The following is a 15812-nucleotide window of genomic DNA, read 5'->3' on the forward strand; positions in this document are numbered from 1 at the left end:
GCAGCGGCCGTTTTTCAAATCCCGAAAAACGGCTGCATCATCCGCGCAAGCAGTCCCTGAAAACGCAGCTTCGATTCAGTGGCCAGTACGCAAATGCATTCCCGGTCAGGGTAGGCGATGGGCTGGTGATGGATATGGCTGTCCAGGTCGGCCACATCGTTGAGTCCGAACTCTCCCTGTACGTCGTAATACGCACCCTTGAGGACCATGGTCATCTCGCCGCTTTCGTGGCTGTGGACCGGCATGCTCACGCCGGGGGCGATCTTCAGCAGCATCAGGTTGCCCTGTTCGATGCCTTCGGCGCGTACTCGTTGTACGCCGGGGATCAGGGTCTTCCACTTCAACGTACTCAGGTGTCGACCAAAATGCGCCTGCATGCAGACCGGCATCAGGTCCGGGTCCTGATTGGCCGCCGGCATCGAGTGCAGGGCGGGCACAAGCCCCGCTTGCTGCTCATCAAGCCGCGCCAGCATGGCCGATCTGCCCTTGAGCGGCACCACACTGCTGGTGTGCTGCTGCATCAACACACCGCCAATCGCCTCGGCCTGCCTGAGCCGCGCCCGGCACTCGGCGCAGCGCTCCAGATGCGCGGCAGTGACTAACGAGATGACCTGCGACAGCGCCCCTGCGGCATAACTGACCAGCGTGGCGTCGTCCGGATGATGTAGTGGACCCATCATGATTCCTCTATCCGCGAGCGCAACTTTTGAAACGCCAGTCGCAGGCAGGACTTCACCGTGCCGAGCGGCATACCCAGGCGTTCGGAAATCTCCCGGTGGCTGAGCGCTTCGAAATACGACATTCGCAACACTCGGGCCTGATCGGCGGGCAGGTTCTGGATGGCGATGTTGAGTTGATGCTCCTGGCGCTGGCTGTAATCGAGTGTTCGATCTACCGGGGCCTCCAGACGCTCGAGTTGTTCCAGTGAGTTCTGCACCTGCACCCAGCCACGGTCCTTGCGCACGCTGTCGATGTAAAGATTGCGTGCGATGCGAAACAACCATGTCCCCAGGCTGGCCTTGGCCGGGTCGAACGATTCGGCCTTGTGCCACAGTTTGAGCAGCACCTCCTGCACCAACTCTTCGGCCTGACCTTCTGGCACATTCAGCCCGGTGAGGTAGCGCAACAGGCGCGGAGCGAAGTGGTCGTAAATGCGCATGAAGCTGTCGCGGTCCCTCTGGCGGGCCACGGCGGTGACTTCATCGATCCAAAGTCGGGTGATTGTCGATTCGCTGTGAGAGGGGGACAAGTGACAGAAGGTCCTGAGACTGGCAGTTATGCGCATGATCCACCTTCTGATCACCATTGTGTGGGTTTGGTTCGCTGTGCAGAGGTGTTACGTAACGGGGTGGGGGGTGGATCATAGGATGTGACGAGCGGCGCATCCGTTCAGGTGCAAGAATCCTTGGACTTGGAAGGTGTGTTTAGCGAGTTGCTCGGTCATCCAGACGAAGACCATCAGTGCGCTGAAATTCTCGCAGGTTGTGGGTGGCAACGATCAGCCCAGGAGAACGGGCCTTACGACCATTAGCTGTCATTTCTGACAGTAGAGTGAAAAATGCTTTTTGCTTAATCTGACTTTTGGAGACCATCAACGTCAGGGAGACAATCATGGATACTCATGTCACGCACGCTTCGTTCTCGCAGGTCCGACTCGCCAGCCTGTTGTTATTGGTCATCGTTTGCACGGGGCTTTTTTTCGCGCCAGAGCGATCACAGGCTGAGGTTGCAAACCTGGCGACTTGTCCGGTAGGAACTCACACCGCAACTTGGTCGCCAGGAGTGACCAATACCGCCAAGACTACCGACGTGGTGACGACAAGCAATTGGGGACCGTGTGTTTTACCTTCATTTCCCCTGGTAGTCAGCGCTTCGTCCATACAAAGTTTTCAGGCCCCTTTATCCTGTCAGTCTTTACTGCTGCAAACGTCCAATGTGGTATGGATCATCACCTGGAGCGATGGGGTGACCAGCACTTACACGTTCAATACGAGTTTCAATACTGTGAACGGTCTGATTACAGCCGTTCTGGGTGTCGGGACAATTACAGATGGCCGTTTCAAGGACGCCACTGCGTTGAGTACATTTGAGCTTGTTAATTTTCAGGCCGCGTTGAATAACAGCTGCGGCACTACGACCGGTGTCACAGGTGTCAGCGGCCTTTCAACGCTGGTCATTACCCCGTAATGACAGACGCCAGGCTCGCACGCATGAGGCCTGCTACAAACTCTTGTCTTGCAGGCCGACCCCCAACCTCATCTACCCCCCATGCCTTAAAAAGGCTCAATCCCGGATGCCTAGACAGGTGATGGGCGTTCACCGGGTGGCTGACGGGCTCAAAACATAAGAGGCGTTGCAGTTATCGTGTTGAGGTCATTGGCTTACCCAGTCTTCTACCCTCAGCCCCTCGACGCGTCGGAATTCACGCTGATTATTAGTGATCACCACCAGGCCTAGAGAGCGGGCGTGTCCTGCAATCATTTGATCGTACGGGCCGATCGGTGTGCCCGATCTAGCCAGTTCGGCTCTGATCATGCCGGTATGAGCCGCAGCGTCGCTGTCGTAAGGGAGCACTTCAAGACGCGCTGTGAAACCCTCTACAACGGCAAGGTTTCTTTCGGGGCTCAAAGACTTTTCTGCGCCGTAGACAAGCTCCATCAACGTGATCGCGCTGATACATAGCTGTCCATGATGGAGGTTGAAGGCTTCACGCACCGAAGTTGGCTTGTTCTTTATAGTGAAAATGCAAATATTGGTGTCAAGCATGTACTTGAGCATCAGAGCGATTCGCGCTGCTGTTCGGCTGGTTGTTCACGCTCTGCCATGAAATCATCACTGACACTTTCACCATCGAACCAGCTGTTCCACATTTCACCAGCGGGGGAAATAATGCGGGTTCTGCCCACGGCTACGACATCGACACGTTTCACGTCGTTTGGCAAGGCGACCGCTTTTGGCAGTCGGACAGCCTGGCTTCGATTGCTTTTGAAGACTGTGGATTGTTCCATGAGTGCTTCATCCTTGGCTGATGTATCAGATGAATAAGAATATGTTTTTTTGGGGATATGTCAACGGGATATCCCGGCCTGTTCTGTAACTTGAAATGAGTCAACAGGACACTTATTCATGACCCCCGCCTCAGGTCTTTGTAACGAAGACTGAACTCCAGCGTCACTGATTCCCTCTGCCGCAACAGCTTCAACCCCGGCCGTCCTGGCAAATGATGCGCGTTGACCGGGTGGCTGACGGGCTCGAAACAGAAGAAGTCCAGCCCCGGCGGGCAAAACACCAGAAAGTATTCGCTGCCGGTGGCCTGGCAGTGCAATTCGTAGCCCAGATCCGGCTGGCTGATGATGCTCTGGCCATCCCAGCCGGTGAAACCGTTGTCCAGACGTGTGTCGGGCAACGCGTTGCCGTGACGGAAGTCCCACTCGGCGGGCAGGTCCTGCAAGGCGCGGGGCAAACCGGCTTCGTCGCACAGCCAGACCTGCGCAGCCCTTGCCTGCAAACGAGTGTGGGCCGTGCGTGGCAAGTACGGGTGCAGGCCCAGCCCGTGCCAGATGGCGCGGCTGTCCTGATGGGTGGTGGTCAGTTCAATGCTCAGCGTGCCCTCGCGCAGGGTGTAGCGCAGGTGCGCGCGGTAGGCGAAGGGCGTCTGGCTGTCGAGTTGCAGGCAGACCTGCTCTGCGCTCTGTTCGATGACGGTCCATGTTTGCTGCCAGGCGCTGCCATGGATCGGCAGCGGGTCGTTGGCGCTGTTTGGCTCCAGAGCCAGCCAGCCGTCTGGTGTCTCGAAACCGCCGTTGCCGATCCGGTTCGACCACGGCGCCAGCGGATAGCAGGCCAGCCGACGGGGCGTCCCGGCCGCCAGAGCCTGTTCGTCACTCGGGCGCAGCAGCGGTTGCCCGCTGGCCAGGACGGTCCAGTTGACGATACTGCCGCCGATGTCGGGGGCCAGTGTCAGACGGGTCAGGCCATCTTCAAGGGTCAGTACGTTCGTGGACATGCTTCAAAGCCTTTCTGGATGATTGAGGGTCAGGCGACTGGGCGCGACGCCAGGTCAGCAGTACGATGCCGCTGACCACGATCAGCCCGCCGACCACCTGACCGCTGCTGAGCAATTGATCGAGAATCAGCCAGCCAAACAGCAGGCTGGCCACCGGCTCGATGTTCATCACTGGCGCGTTGCGGGCGATGTCCAGCCGTGCCATGCAGATGAACAGCAGCGAGAAACCCAGCCCGTACAAAACCACCAGGCTGGCCAGTGCGGTCCAGCCGACAGAACTCGTCGGCAGACCCACGCCGCCGGGCAGCACGCCGCTGCTGCCGGCGATGGCCGCGACGACGAACACCACGGCCATGGTCAGCATGCTGCGCACGCTGCCGCGCATGCCCGCCAGTTTGTTATCGGTAATCCACAGCGCAAAGGCGAACACCACCGCAGCAGTCGATGCGTAGGCGACACCTTCCAGCCATTGCGGCTCGCTGCTGCCGGAGTTCGACAGGCGCTGCGGCACGTCCAGCGCCAGCGTCAGGCCAAACAGAATCAGGCCCATCAGGCCTGCGGCGCGCCGCGTCGGCCGGGCACCGCCCAGCGCCCAGGTCAGTAACGCCAGCAGGATCGGCGAGACATTGACCACCAGCAAGGCCAGAGCCACCGGAATACGCGCTACCGCCGAGTAGATGCAAAAGCTCTGAGTGGCGATCAGCAACCCCAGAAGCAGCTGCCAGCGCCAGGTGCTGGCGGGCAGACTGAGCCTTTCACGCTGCCAGAGCACCAGACTGGTCAGCACCAGCAAGGTCACACCGGAGCGACAGAGAATAGCCAGCAGCAGGCCGGTGTCATGATCGAAGGCAATGCGTGCCGCGATGTGGTTGCCGGCAAACGAACAGGCCAGCAGCGCGAGGATCAGCACGGCGATGTGGCGCGGAAACAGGGTAGGGGCGGACATACGCAAACCAGCCTCCTTGGCTGGATAACAGAGGTGCATGCCGGAGCGCTTTCAAGCGCTCCGGCAGCCTTGCAACGGGAGACGTCAGAGCACGACGCTCGGCAGCCACAACGAGATGGCAGGAATGTAGGTCACCAGCATCAGCACCAGGAACAGCGCGACATAGAACGGCACCAGTGCTTTTACCGTGGCTTCGATGGTGACTTTACCCACCGCGGCACCGACAAACAGCACCGCGCCCACTGGCGGGGTAATCAGCCCGATCCCCAGATTGACCAGCATGATCATGCCAAAGTGCACCGGATCGATACCGACGCCAACGATGACCGGCAACAGAATCGGGGTCAGGATCAGAATCAGCGGCGCCATGTCCATGACCGTGCCGAGCAGCAGCAACATCACGTTGATGCACATCAGGATCACGTAGCGGTTGTCCGACAGGGTCAGGAACGCGGTGGTGATCTTCATCGGGATTTCCATCAGCGTCAGGATGTAACCGAAGCTGGCGGCAAAACCGATCAGGATCATCACGATGGAAATGGTGCGTGCCGCCCGGTGCATCAGTTTGGGCAGATCGCGCCATTTGTAATCGCGGTAGATGAACATGGTGACGAAGAACGCCCAGAGCACGGCAATGGCTGCCGACTCGGTGGCCGTGAAAATCCCCGACAGAATGCCGCCGAGAATGATGACCATGGCCATCATGCCCCAAAGCGCTTCACCGGCAATTTTCAGTGCCTGGCGCAGTGGGATAACTTCACCCTCGGGGTAATTGCGCTTGCGCGCGAAGATCATGCACAGGCCCATCATCACTGCGCTGAGCAGCAGGCCCGGGAGGATGCCGGCCATGAACAGCGACGCGATCGACACCGTGCCGCCTGCCGCCAGCGAATAAAGCACCGAGTTGTGACTGGGTGGCGTCAGCAGCGCCTGCACCGAGCCGCTGACGGTCACTGCCGTCGAGAAGTCCCGCGGGTAGCCGTTGCGTTCCATTTCCGGGATCAGCACCGAGCCCACCGAGGCCGTGTCGGCCACCGAGGAACCCGAAATCGCGCCGAAGAAGGTCGAAGCCACGATATTGACCAGCGACAGGCCGCCACGCACGAAGCCCACTAGCACCGCGGCAAAGGCGACCAGGCGTCGCGACATGCCGCCTTCGGCCATGATCGCTCCGGCCAGCACGAAGAACGGAATCGCCAACAGCGAGAATTTGTTCACGCCACCCGCAATCTGGATCATCAGTGCATCGGCCGGGATGTCGATCCACCAGGCACCGATCAGGGCTGAAAGGCCCAGCGCGTAGGCCACTGGCATGCCGATCAGGATCAACGCGATAAAGCTGCCCAACAGTATAAAAGCGTCCATTTATGCGGCACCTTCGCTTTCTTCAATAACGTCGAAACGCATGACCGCGCGATGACTCTGGTCACCCAGCAATAACCTTTCCAGGACGAAGACCAGGGTTACGAGGCCGCCGAGGGGAATCGGCAGATAAGAGATGCCGACACGCAGAAACGGCAGTTCGCCGACGAATTGATTCCAGGTGGTGGCGCACAGCTTGAAGCCCTTGAAGATCATGAACAGGGCGACGATCGCCATCAGAATCTGCACCACCACGCTGGCGACTCTGCGCACCTGCTGAGGCATGCGGTCCACGGCCATCGACACGGCCATGTGCGCACCGGCCCGGTAACTGGCGGCGGCGCCGAAGAAGGTAAACACCACCATCAGCAGGATGGCGGTGGGTTCAGGCCAGCTGGAGCCGCTGCCGAGTATGTAGCGGGCAAAGATGCCCCAGGGGATGATCAGGGTCATGATCAACACCGATAGGCCGGCAATGCCGATGCAGACCCGGTAAAGCGTATCGTTGATGCGCAATAGCGTATTTTTCATAAGGCTCACCACTGCGGCGGCGAACGAGTTGGTGCTCGTTCCCGCTGCTTGATCGGGACAGGCTTATTGGGCCGCTTGGGGGGTGCTCGCCGCCAGTGCAGGATTGGTCTGGACCGCTTCGATACGGCTGATCAGATCCTTGTAAGGCGCGCCGAATTTGTCGCGTACCGGCTGGGTCGCGTCGTAGAAGGCTTTCTTCTGCTCAGGCGTCAGCGTGATGAACTCCACGCCAGCAGCCTTGAGCTTGGTCTCGGCTTCGGCCGACGACTTGTCCCAGAGCACGCGTTCTTCCATCTGCGCTTCACGCGCCAGCTTTTTCACCAGCGCCTGCTGCTCGGGATTGAGCTTTTGCCACGTGGTTTTCGACATCACGATGGGCTCGGGCAGAATCAGGTGTTCGGTCATGGTGAAGAACTTGGCGTTCTGGTAGTGGTTGTGCTGGAAATACGTCGGCGGGTTGTTTTCCGCACCGTCAATGACGCCGGTCTGCAGGGCGCTGAAGATCTCGCCGGTGGCCATGGCGATGCCGTTGCCGCCCATGTCGTTAATGGTTTCGATGAACACCGGGTTGCCCTGAACGCGGATTTTCATGCCTTTGAGGTCGGAAATCTGGCGTACCGGCTTCTTGGTGTACAGGTTGCGGGTGCCGCCATCCATCCAGGCCAGGGCGACCATGTTGAATTCGGAGTTGGTGATCTTGTCGAGAATTTCCTGACCGATCTCGCCATCGATGATGGTGCGCATGTGCGCCTGATCACGGAACACGAACGGCAGGTTGAAGACGTTGACGTCCGGCACTACCGGGCCGACGATGCCGAGGCTGACGCGGGTCATCTGCACGGCGCCGCTCTGCACCTGTTCGACGACCTCCTTCTCGGAGCCGAGCACGCCACCTGCATACATCTTGAAACTGATCTCGCCCTTGGACTGTTCTTCGAGTTTCTTGCCCATTTTCTGTTCTGCCACGACCGGCGCATAGCCTGCCGGGTGAACTTCGGCGAATTTGATTTTGATGTCAGCGTGGGCCATGCCTGACACACAGAAGGCCAGCGGAAGCGCTGCGATGAGAAGCTTGCGTTTGAAATCCATGGATATCTCCGATTTTGTTATTTTTGGTCGAGCTACGGGATTTTCGGTAGGGCGCTGTCAGCCCTGAAACGTGGGTTCCTCCAGGCCCTGGACGCCAGGTCGCAGGGCGAATACGCCACCGGCCAGTGGCTGATCGCCGATGTCGCCACCCGGGCGGATGGACGTCACGAACAGGGTGTCCAGATTGGGGCCGCCAAAGGCACACATGGCTGGCTTTTTCACCGGCACGACCAGAGAGTGGTCGAGTTTGCCGGCGGGGGTGAAGCGATGAACCAGGCCTTCGTCGTTGCCACAGATCCAGTAGCAGCCATCGGTGTCGATCGCCGCGCCGTCGGGACGACCCAGGTGTTGGTTCATGTCGACGAACAGGCGGCGATTGCGCGGCGTGCCGCTGTCAGTGTCGTAATCGAACGCCCAGATCTGCTGCACGCTGGGGTGCGAGTCGGACAGGTACATGATCTTGCCGTCGGGGCTGAACGCCAGGCCGTTGGGGACGATGAAATCCTTGAGCTGCGCGTCCAGCGTGGTCTGGCTGGCGCTGTAGCGATATAACGCCCCCACCCTCGCACCGGCGGCCATGTCCATGAACATGGTGCCCGCCCAGAAACGACCCTGTCGGTCGCAGCGGCCATCGTTGAAGCGCATGCCAGCCTGCGCGTGTTCGACGCTGGCCAGAAGCGTGCTGATCAGGCTGCCGTCTTCGCAGGGCTGCAAATGAAAAATTCCGTTCTCCATCCCCGCCACCCAGCCGCCCCGGCTATCGGCGGCGATACAGGCAAGCATTTGCGGCGCTTTCCAACTGCGTGTGCTGTTCTGCTTGAAATCCCAGCGATGCAACTCGCCCTTGGGAATATCCACCCAGTACAACGCTTGATCACGCACGCTCCAGACCGGGCTTTCGCCGGTGGCGTTCTGTGCATCGACAATCAGTTCGGCATCCATGACGGTTCGTGTCTCCAGAGTGCTGCGAGAGGAAAGCGCTGCTTATTGGTCGCCGAACGGTCCTGACGCCACAAAGGCTCCGCCCTGGTACAGCATTGCCGGGTCATCGGCTGCCGGCAGCGGCTGGGCTTCGACCTTCTCGCGAAAAACTTCCGAGCTGTCTTTCGGGGTGTAGTCCAGTTTGCTGGCCAGGCGGTTGTCCCACCAGACGGTCTTGTTGTCCGAGACGCCGTAGACCACGGTATGGCCCACGTCTGGCGTGTACAGCGAGCGCTCGATCAACTGGGTCAGGTCAGCAAAGCTCAGCCAGGTGCTCATCATTCGGCGGTTTTGCGGTTCGGCAAACGACGAGCCAATGCGGATGCTCACGGTTTCGATGCCGTAGCGATCGAAGTAGAAGCTGGCCATGTCTTCGCCGTAGGACTTGGACAGACCGTAGTAGCTGTCCGGGCGGCGAGGGGAGTGCGCGTCGATGGTCTCGGTCTGCTTATAGAAACCGATCACATGGTTGGAGCTGGCGAAGATCACGCGTTTCACGCCGTGCCGGCGGGCGGCTTCGTAGATGTGGAACACGCCGCAGATATTGGCGCCGAGGATCTCCTCGAACGGTCGCTCGACCGATACACCGCCGAAATGCACGATCGCGTCGACGCCTTCTACCAACTGGTGTACGGCATCCTTGTCGGCCAGGTCGCAGACCTGAACTTCTTCACGGTCGTCGACAGCGGGCGCCATTTCGGCAATGTCGGAAAGCCGCAGCACGTTTGTGTAAGGGCGCAGTGTTTCGCGCAATACCTTGCCCAGGCCACCTGCCGCGCCGGTCAGCAGGAGGCGATTGAAGGGAGTTTGAGTGGTATGAGCCGATGCCATGAGAGAAGTCCCGATTGTTATTTTTGTCATCTGTTGTCGTATGACTTGCCGGATTATCGGCACCGCATACGCTGATTGTCAACGCGGCCAAGGTCTAAAAACGGTCTGGGCACGCACTTGGCCGGATACATTTGTAACAAGGCAAAACCTGCCGTGGCCGACAGGCTCTGCCACCGGTTTCAGAGCAATGAAATAGGGTAGCTGACGAACACGCGGTTCTCGTCGAATTCGTTGGTGCTGAAATCACGACGCAGGCTGGAGTTGCGCCATTTGACGTTCAGATTCTTCAGCGCACCGCTTTGTACGGTATAGGCCAGTTCAGACTCCCGACCCCACTCCTTGCCGTCAGTGATGTTGCCGGTGTGTACATTGTCGCCGCTGATGTAGCGGTTCATCAGGGTCAGACCGGGAACGCCCAGCGTCGCGAAGTTGTAGTCATGACGCAGCTGCCAGGATTTCTCATTGGCGTTGTCGTAGCTGGAGTTGTAACTGTCGTTGGCCAGCGTACCGCCACTGGTGCCGTTGACGCGCATCCACGCCGTGTCGCCCGTCAGCTTCTGCAGACCGACATAGAAGGTGCTGCCGCCGTAGCGGGCAGAGAGCAGCGCGTAGGCCGTCTTGTTATCCAGATCGCCGGCCAGTTTGTTGCCGTCTTCCTTGCCGATGAAGTAACCCAGGTTCGCGCCAAGGGTCCAGTCGCCGAGCGGCTGGCTGTGCAGCAGGTTGAAGAATTGCTGTTGGTAGATGTCCTGCAGTTCCGAGTACCAGACGCCTACCTGAGTGCGTTTGTCGTTGAAGACATACTCGCCGCCGCCGAAGTTGAAGCGGTCCGAGGTGAATGCGCCTCGCCCGTTCAGCGACATGTCTTCCATGCTCGCATCGTTGCGTGGGCTGTTGCCGCGGAATTGCCCGCCGTACAGCGTCAGGCCGTCGATTTCCTTGGAGGTGACCTGGCCGCCGCGAAACGTCTGCGGCAACGAACGACCGTCATCGGAGCGCAGGATCGGCAGCACCGGCATCCACTCGCCGACCTTCAGTTCGGTCTTGGAAATCCGCGCCTTGCCCGCCACGCCCAGACGCCCGAAATCATCGGCTGGACGACCATCGCTGTGAATCGGCAGCAACTGAGTGCCACCCGTATCCTTGCCGCCATCGAGCTTGAGCGAATACAGGCCCAGCACGTCAACCCCGAAACCCACCACACCCTGGGTGAAGCCCGACTTGGCGTCGAGAATGAAGCTTTGCGTCCATTCCTCGGCCTTGTTCTGTGGGGCCGCACTGTTCGGGAAAGCCGGGTTGGTGAAGTTGCGGTTGAAGTAGGCATTACGCAGGTTGAGCGTGGCCTTGGTGTCGTCGACGAAACCTTCGGCCATGCCAAGCATCGGGAATATCAGCGTCATGCCGCCGACGCCCAGCAGGATGCGTGAGCGGGAAGTGTGAGATGTCATTATTGTTGTGCTCCCTTGTTTAGTGAAACCGTCCCCTTTCCTGGCCGCGCGCGCGCGGCGGCCGACACCTTCGAGGATTACGTGATGCCTGTCGCCAGGCATGGCCTCGACCTGCAGGCGGCCGAGTACCGTTCGCTGTGTTTCAGCGAATGTTGTGAATCGAGAAGGGTGTCTGGTCGTGCGAGTTTTCAGTAAACGAGGCGTCACTGATCAAGGCTTCGATGATTGAGCCCTTGCTGATCGAGCGGGCAGGCGCGGCGTGAGTGTTCATGATGGACTGGCCTCGGTGTTGTTTTTATTTTTGGCGTTATAGGTTGTCGTACAACTGCGGGGATTATTTGCAGACCGTCGCCGCGTTGTCAACGCACCCATGGTCGAGGTTTAACGATTCACCGGTCATTTACAGCGCTCTTGAAAGCAAAATTAAATGCGAGTGAACGCTGCGGGCGGGTGTGCAGTCCACCCGATAATCCCGTTCATTTTTTGGAGACTGCCGAATGAATCGTTTCACCCAGAAAGTCATCGTCGTCACAGGTGCCGGTTCCGGAATCGGCGAAGCGACCGCCAAACGTTTTGCCGAGGAAGGCGCAAGTGTCGTGCTGGTCGGCCGTAATCACGACAAGCTGGCCAAAGTAGCCGCGCAACTGAAGGGCGAAGGGCACTTGATCAGAGCCACGGATGTGGCCGACCCGAGCGACGTGGAAGCGCTGTTCAAGGAAGTGGCGACCCGCTTCGGGCGCCTGGATGTGCTGGTCAACAATGCCGGCATCGTCAAGTCCGGCAAAGTGACCGAGCTGGGCATAGAGGACTGGAAAGAGCTGATGTCCGTGGACCTGGACGGCGTGTTCTATTGCACCCGCACCGCCATGCCGGCACTGATCGCCAGCCAAGGCAACATCATCAACGTCTCGTCGGTGTCCGGTCTGGGCGGCGACTGGGGCATGAGCTTCTATAACGCGGCCAAGGGCGCGATCACCAACTTCACCCGTTCGCTGGCCATGGACCATGGCGCTGACGGCGTACGCGTGAATGCCGTCTGCCCCTCACTGACCCGCAGCGAGCTGACTGAAGATATGCTGGGTGACAAAGCATTGATGGCCAAATTCATGGAGCGCATCCCACTGGGTCGCCCGGGCGAAGCCGAAGACGTCGGCGACGTGATCGCCTTCCTGGCCAGCGATGACGCGCGCTTCGTGACCGGCGTCAACCTGCCGGTCGACGGTGGCCTGTCGGCGTCCAACGGGCAGCCGCCACAAGCGTGACTGTCAGGAGTGCAGAAACAATCAAGCCCGGTAAAGACCGGGCTTGATGTCAACGCAGGGTGATCAGATCCGGAAGTGGCTGACCATTGTCTGCAACTGCCCGCCCAGGCGTGCCAGCTCGACGCTGGACGCAGCGGTTTCTTCGCTCGCCGAAGCGGTCTGCTCGGAGACATCGCGCACGTTGACGATGCTGCGGCTGATTTCCTCAGCAACCGCGCTTTGCTCTTCAGCGGCGGCGGCAATCTGCTGGTTCATCGCCTGAATGCTCGACACCGTTTGCGTGATGCTGCCCAGCGACGTGCCAGCCTTACGGCTAAGGGTTACGCTGCTGACGGTCAGTTCGCGGCTGTTAAGCATGATGCTGGACACCTGGCGCGTACCGCTCTGCAACGCAGCGACCAGTGTTTCGATCTCCACGGTGGATTGCTGCGTACGTTGTGCCAGGCCGCGGACTTCGTCGGCAACCACGGCAAAACCACGTCCGGCTTCACCCGCACGTGCCGCTTCGATAGCAGCGTTGAGCGCCAGCAGGTTGGTCTGTTCGGCCACCGCCTTGATGACGTCCATGACCTTACCGATTTTGTCGCTTTCCTGCTCCAGCTGAGTCATGGCATCGGCGGAGCGACCCACTTCGTTGGCCAGACGCTCGATCTGGGCGATCGCTTCACCCACCACCTTGTCACCGTCACGCGCTTCGCGGTCAGCGTTGGAGGCGGCCTGCGAGGCCTGTTCGGCGTTGCGCGCCACTTCTGCAACCGTCGCCGACATTTCGTGCATGGCGGTGGCGACCTGATCGGTTTCGACTTTCTGGCTGTTGACGCCAGCGCTGGTCTGTTCGGTAACCGCCGACAGCTCTTCGGCGGCACTGGCGATCTGTACGACGCTGTCGCGAATACCGCCAATCAGCTCGCGCAGGGTGCTGCCCATGCGCTGGATGCCTTGTTGCAGAACGCCGAGCTCATCACGGCGCGTCACGGCCAGGGTCTGAGTCAGGTCACCCGATGCAATACGGTCGACCACCGCCAGGGTTTCCTGCAGGGGACGGGTAATCTGCCGGGTGATGATCACTGCGGCGATGATGCCCAGAATCATAGCCAGCAATGTGCAGACGATCTGCGTGGTACGCGCCTGTGCGCTTTCCTGATCGCGGCGATCCAGTTGCAGCTTGTACATGTCCTCGCTGATCTTGACGATATCCTGCCCTTGCGTGGTCATTTCTTTGCGCGCCTGGACAATCGTGCCCGTGGCCGCCTTGAAGTTTTGCAAGGTCGTCCGATAGGCCATCAACGAGGTTTCCAGCTGCCTGAGCTGATCGGCCTGAGTGCCGCTGAAGGTCGTCTTGAGCGCGTCCAGATCCTTGATGGCCGAATCCAGTTTCGAAACAGCTGCCTGCTCGGTCTCGGGCGTGGCATTGGTGGTGTAGCCGCGCACTTCATAGCGCGCGACTCTCAAGTCATCTTTGGCATCGGTGACGAGTCGGTACTGCTCGAATCGGTTGGCGTCAGCCGGGTCCATGTTTCTGACTTCAGTCACGAGCTGCTCGAACACCGCGAGGCTTTTGCTCGCGTGGGTGGTCAGTTCATCGCGTGCAGCGGTGCTGGCCTTATAGCCACTGCGCATGTTGTTGAGGGACTTCTGGTAGTCAGCGATCACGATGCCCAACTGATCGAGCATTTTCAGGTTTTCGGGACTTTTGAACGAGGCCCGCAGTTTTTCCTGATACGCCTTGAAGCTGTCCAGCGAGGTCTGCACGGTTTCGGCAACCTTCTCGTCGCCGTCGGCCACCATGTACTGCAGGCGCGTTACGCGCAGTTTGGTCAACTGTGCATTGAGTGAAGTGATGTCACTCATCCAGTTGCTGCGATTGATCAGCCCGCCCATGCTGGTCCAGCCAGTCAGTGCAAGAATGGCTGTAAAAACAAGTACCAGACCGAAGCCAAGAGCCAGTTTCATATTCACGCTGATGTTTGCAAACCAGCTACTCATTAAATTCTCCAACAACTGCCATTAAAACGGTTTTATCCCTGAAAGGCATGGCATACAGGTCAGGGTGAGGTGAGGTACACAGACACTATCGGCAGGGAATGGCCAAGCTGAAATAAAAAATAAAGAAAGTTCCTACACGCTCCGAATATTTTTCCCCGGGCATATCATTTGCGCCGGCACAGCGTTATAAAGCAACGCGTAAGTCATTGAATTAGAAACGCCGCATTCCAGGAGGAGCTGCACACTGTCGGCTGTGTTTGCGAGATTAAAACCCTATCCGTTGCAGGCTCATTGTGGGTGCAGGGCATGACATTTTTTGTGTCGTAACTTGCTTTGACATTCGAGCCTGCTTCCAGCAGTCCTGTTGAGATGCCTTGTCATGAATTTGAAGTTTCGTCATAAGATTCTGCTGGCCGCGGCCGGTGTAGTGGTGCTGGCGTTCGCCTTGTTCACCTTTTACAACGATTACCTGCAACGCAAGACCATCAACCAGAACCTCGAGTCTTCCGTGGGCCAAGCGGGTCAACTGACTGCCAGCAGCGTCCAGAACTGGCTCAGCGGGCGCATTCTGGTGCTGGAAAATCTCACCCAGAACGTAGCTTTTCAGGGCGTCAATTCCGACCTCAGCGGGCTGGTATCGCAGTCTGCGCTGGTATCGACCTTTCAGTTCACCTATGTCGGTGACAGCAAAGGCGCGTTCACCCAACGGCCCAATGTGGGCATGCCTGCGGGTTACGACCCTCGCCAGCGGCCGTGGTACAAGTCCACCGTCGACGCAGGCAAGACCATTCTCAGCGCGCCGTATCTGGCTTCCGTGGGTGGCCTGGTGGTAACGATCGCCAGCCCGGTCAAGGCGGCAGGTCAAGTCACGGGTGTCGTCGGCGGCGACCTGAGCCTCGACACGCTGGTCAAGATCATCAACTCGGTCGAGTTCGGTGGCCTGGGTTACGCCTTTCTGGTCAGTGGCGACGGACAGATCATCGTCAGTCCGGACAAGGAACAGGTAATGAAAAACCTCAAGGACGTCTACCCTGGCCAGACCATTAGCCTGGACGCGCGCCTGCGTGAGGTGACCCTTAATGGTCAGCAAAGGCTGCTGTCATTCACCCCCATCACCGGGCTGCCCTCGGCTGACTGGTACATTGGTCTGTCGATCGACAAGGAAAAGGCCTATGCGCCGTTAAGCCAGTTTCGCAGCTCGGCGATGGTTGCCGTGCTGATTGCAGTCGCCGTGATTGCGTTGCTGTTGAGCCTGCTCATTCGTGCGCTGATGCGCCCGCTGACCGACATGGGCCGTGCGATGCAGGACATCGCCCAGGGCGAGGGTGATTTGACTCGGCGCCTGAGTATTCAGGGCAAGGACGAGTTCG

At 59.1% G+C, this 15812-nt stretch carries 17 protein-coding genes and 2 pseudogenes; 3 read left to right on the plus strand and 16 right to left on the minus strand.

The features are described 5' to 3' along the window. Window positions 1-14: 14 nt before the first annotated feature. The 3 genes from PCPL58_RS06605 to PCPL58_RS06615 form a co-directional block, all read right to left on the minus strand. On the minus strand, window positions 15-677 hold the full coding sequence (locus PCPL58_RS06605; RefSeq protein ID WP_003421647.1) for a ChrR family anti-sigma-E factor: 663 nt from the start codon (window positions 675-677) through the stop codon (window positions 15-17). Continuing rightward, a complete protein-coding gene (locus tag PCPL58_RS06610) occupies window positions 677-1189 on the minus strand; it encodes a sigma-70 family RNA polymerase sigma factor (protein ID WP_024663314.1) in 513 nt (170 codons plus the stop codon). Before PCPL58_RS06610 ends, PCPL58_RS06605 begins: the two co-directional genes overlap by 1 nt. Before the next feature lie 235 nt (window positions 1190-1424). Further along, entirely contained in the window at window positions 1425-1613 is a 189-nt protein-coding gene (locus PCPL58_RS06615; protein WP_024663313.1) for a PIN domain-containing protein, read from the minus strand. Between PCPL58_RS06615 and PCPL58_RS06620 the strand changes: the two genes are divergently transcribed. After that, the gene (locus PCPL58_RS06620; protein WP_024663312.1) at window positions 1612-2187 is read left to right on the plus strand and encodes a hypothetical protein; all 576 of its coding nucleotides are present in this window, start codon (window positions 1612-1614) and stop codon (window positions 2185-2187) included. The two genes, PCPL58_RS06615 and PCPL58_RS06620, sit on opposite strands and share 2 nt — an antisense overlap. Before the next feature lie 186 nt (window positions 2188-2373). Here PCPL58_RS06620 and vapC read toward each other — a convergent pair whose 3' ends face one another. From vapC to PCPL58_RS32300, 11 genes are all read right to left on the minus strand, one after another. After that, window positions 2374-2778 (minus strand): type II toxin-antitoxin system tRNA(fMet)-specific endonuclease VapC, encoded by a 405-nt coding sequence (vapC, locus tag PCPL58_RS06625; protein ID WP_003345997.1) that lies wholly within the window; start codon window positions 2776-2778, stop codon window positions 2374-2376. Continuing rightward, a complete protein-coding gene (gene vapB / locus PCPL58_RS06630; RefSeq protein WP_065349081.1) occupies window positions 2778-3008 on the minus strand; it encodes a type II toxin-antitoxin system VapB family antitoxin in 231 nt (76 codons plus the stop codon). Before vapB ends, vapC begins: the two co-directional genes overlap by 1 nt. Before the next feature lie 116 nt (window positions 3009-3124). After that, entirely contained in the window at window positions 3125-4006 is an 882-nt protein-coding gene (locus PCPL58_RS06635) for an aldose 1-epimerase (RefSeq protein ID WP_065349082.1), read from the minus strand. Further along, on the minus strand, window positions 3981-4952 hold the full coding sequence (locus PCPL58_RS06640; protein ID WP_024649225.1) for an EamA family transporter: 972 nt from the start codon (window positions 4950-4952) through the stop codon (window positions 3981-3983). The genes PCPL58_RS06635 and PCPL58_RS06640 overlap by 26 nt, the downstream gene beginning before the upstream one ends. Window positions 4953-5036: 84 nt before the next feature. Continuing rightward, the gene (locus PCPL58_RS06645; protein ID WP_065349083.1) at window positions 5037-6317 is read right to left on the minus strand and encodes a TRAP transporter large permease; all 1281 of its coding nucleotides are present in this window, start codon (window positions 6315-6317) and stop codon (window positions 5037-5039) included. Then, on the minus strand, window positions 6318-6845 hold the full coding sequence (locus PCPL58_RS06650; RefSeq protein WP_003408544.1) for a TRAP transporter small permease: 528 nt from the start codon (window positions 6843-6845) through the stop codon (window positions 6318-6320). Between the two features lie 63 nt (window positions 6846-6908). Then, window positions 6909-7934 (minus strand): TRAP transporter substrate-binding protein, encoded by a 1026-nt coding sequence (locus tag PCPL58_RS06655; protein WP_024693616.1) that lies wholly within the window; start codon window positions 7932-7934, stop codon window positions 6909-6911. Between the two features lie 57 nt (window positions 7935-7991). Further along, a complete protein-coding gene (locus tag PCPL58_RS06660; RefSeq protein ID WP_029571920.1) occupies window positions 7992-8876 on the minus strand; it encodes a glucurono-1,5-lactonase in 885 nt (294 codons plus the stop codon). A 42-nt stretch (window positions 8877-8918) separates the two neighbouring features. Then, the gene (locus PCPL58_RS06665; protein WP_003346007.1) at window positions 8919-9746 is read right to left on the minus strand and encodes an NAD-dependent epimerase/dehydratase family protein; all 828 of its coding nucleotides are present in this window, start codon (window positions 9744-9746) and stop codon (window positions 8919-8921) included. A gap of 179 nt (window positions 9747-9925) precedes the next feature. Beyond that, entirely contained in the window at window positions 9926-11194 is a 1269-nt protein-coding gene (locus PCPL58_RS06670) for an OprD family porin (protein ID WP_065349084.1), read from the minus strand. 142 nt (window positions 11195-11336) lie between these two features. Further along, window positions 11337-11465 (minus strand): hypothetical protein, encoded by a 129-nt coding sequence (locus PCPL58_RS32300; RefSeq protein WP_003346012.1) that lies wholly within the window; start codon window positions 11463-11465, stop codon window positions 11337-11339. A 226-nt stretch (window positions 11466-11691) separates the two neighbouring features. On the opposite strand from PCPL58_RS32300, the gene budC reads away from it, so the two are divergent. Further along, a complete protein-coding gene (gene budC, locus PCPL58_RS06675) occupies window positions 11692-12456 on the plus strand; it encodes a meso-2,3-butanediol dehydrogenase (protein ID WP_003421660.1) in 765 nt (254 codons plus the stop codon). A gap of 63 nt (window positions 12457-12519) precedes the next feature. On the opposite strand, the gene PCPL58_RS32575 is transcribed toward budC, so the two are convergent. Both PCPL58_RS32575 and PCPL58_RS32580 read right to left on the minus strand, forming a co-directional pair. Next, on the minus strand, window positions 12520-13383 hold the full coding sequence (locus PCPL58_RS32575) for a methyl-accepting chemotaxis protein (protein WP_370683523.1): 864 nt from the start codon (window positions 13381-13383) through the stop codon (window positions 12520-12522). 39 nt (window positions 13384-13422) lie between these two features. Continuing rightward, a pseudogene (locus tag PCPL58_RS32580) lies at window positions 13423-14442 on the minus strand (methyl-accepting chemotaxis protein); the annotation flags it as partial. 379 nt (window positions 14443-14821) lie between these two features. Here PCPL58_RS32580 and PCPL58_RS32585 point away from each other — a divergent pair. After that, window positions 14822-15796, plus strand: a pseudogene (locus PCPL58_RS32585) (cache domain-containing protein); the annotation flags it as partial. Window positions 15797-15812 lie beyond the last annotated feature (16 nt).

It is taken from the genome of Pseudomonas cerasi, assembly GCF_900074915.1.
In the GTDB taxonomy this organism is placed as follows: domain Bacteria; phylum Pseudomonadota; class Gammaproteobacteria; order Pseudomonadales; family Pseudomonadaceae; genus Aquipseudomonas; species Aquipseudomonas cerasi.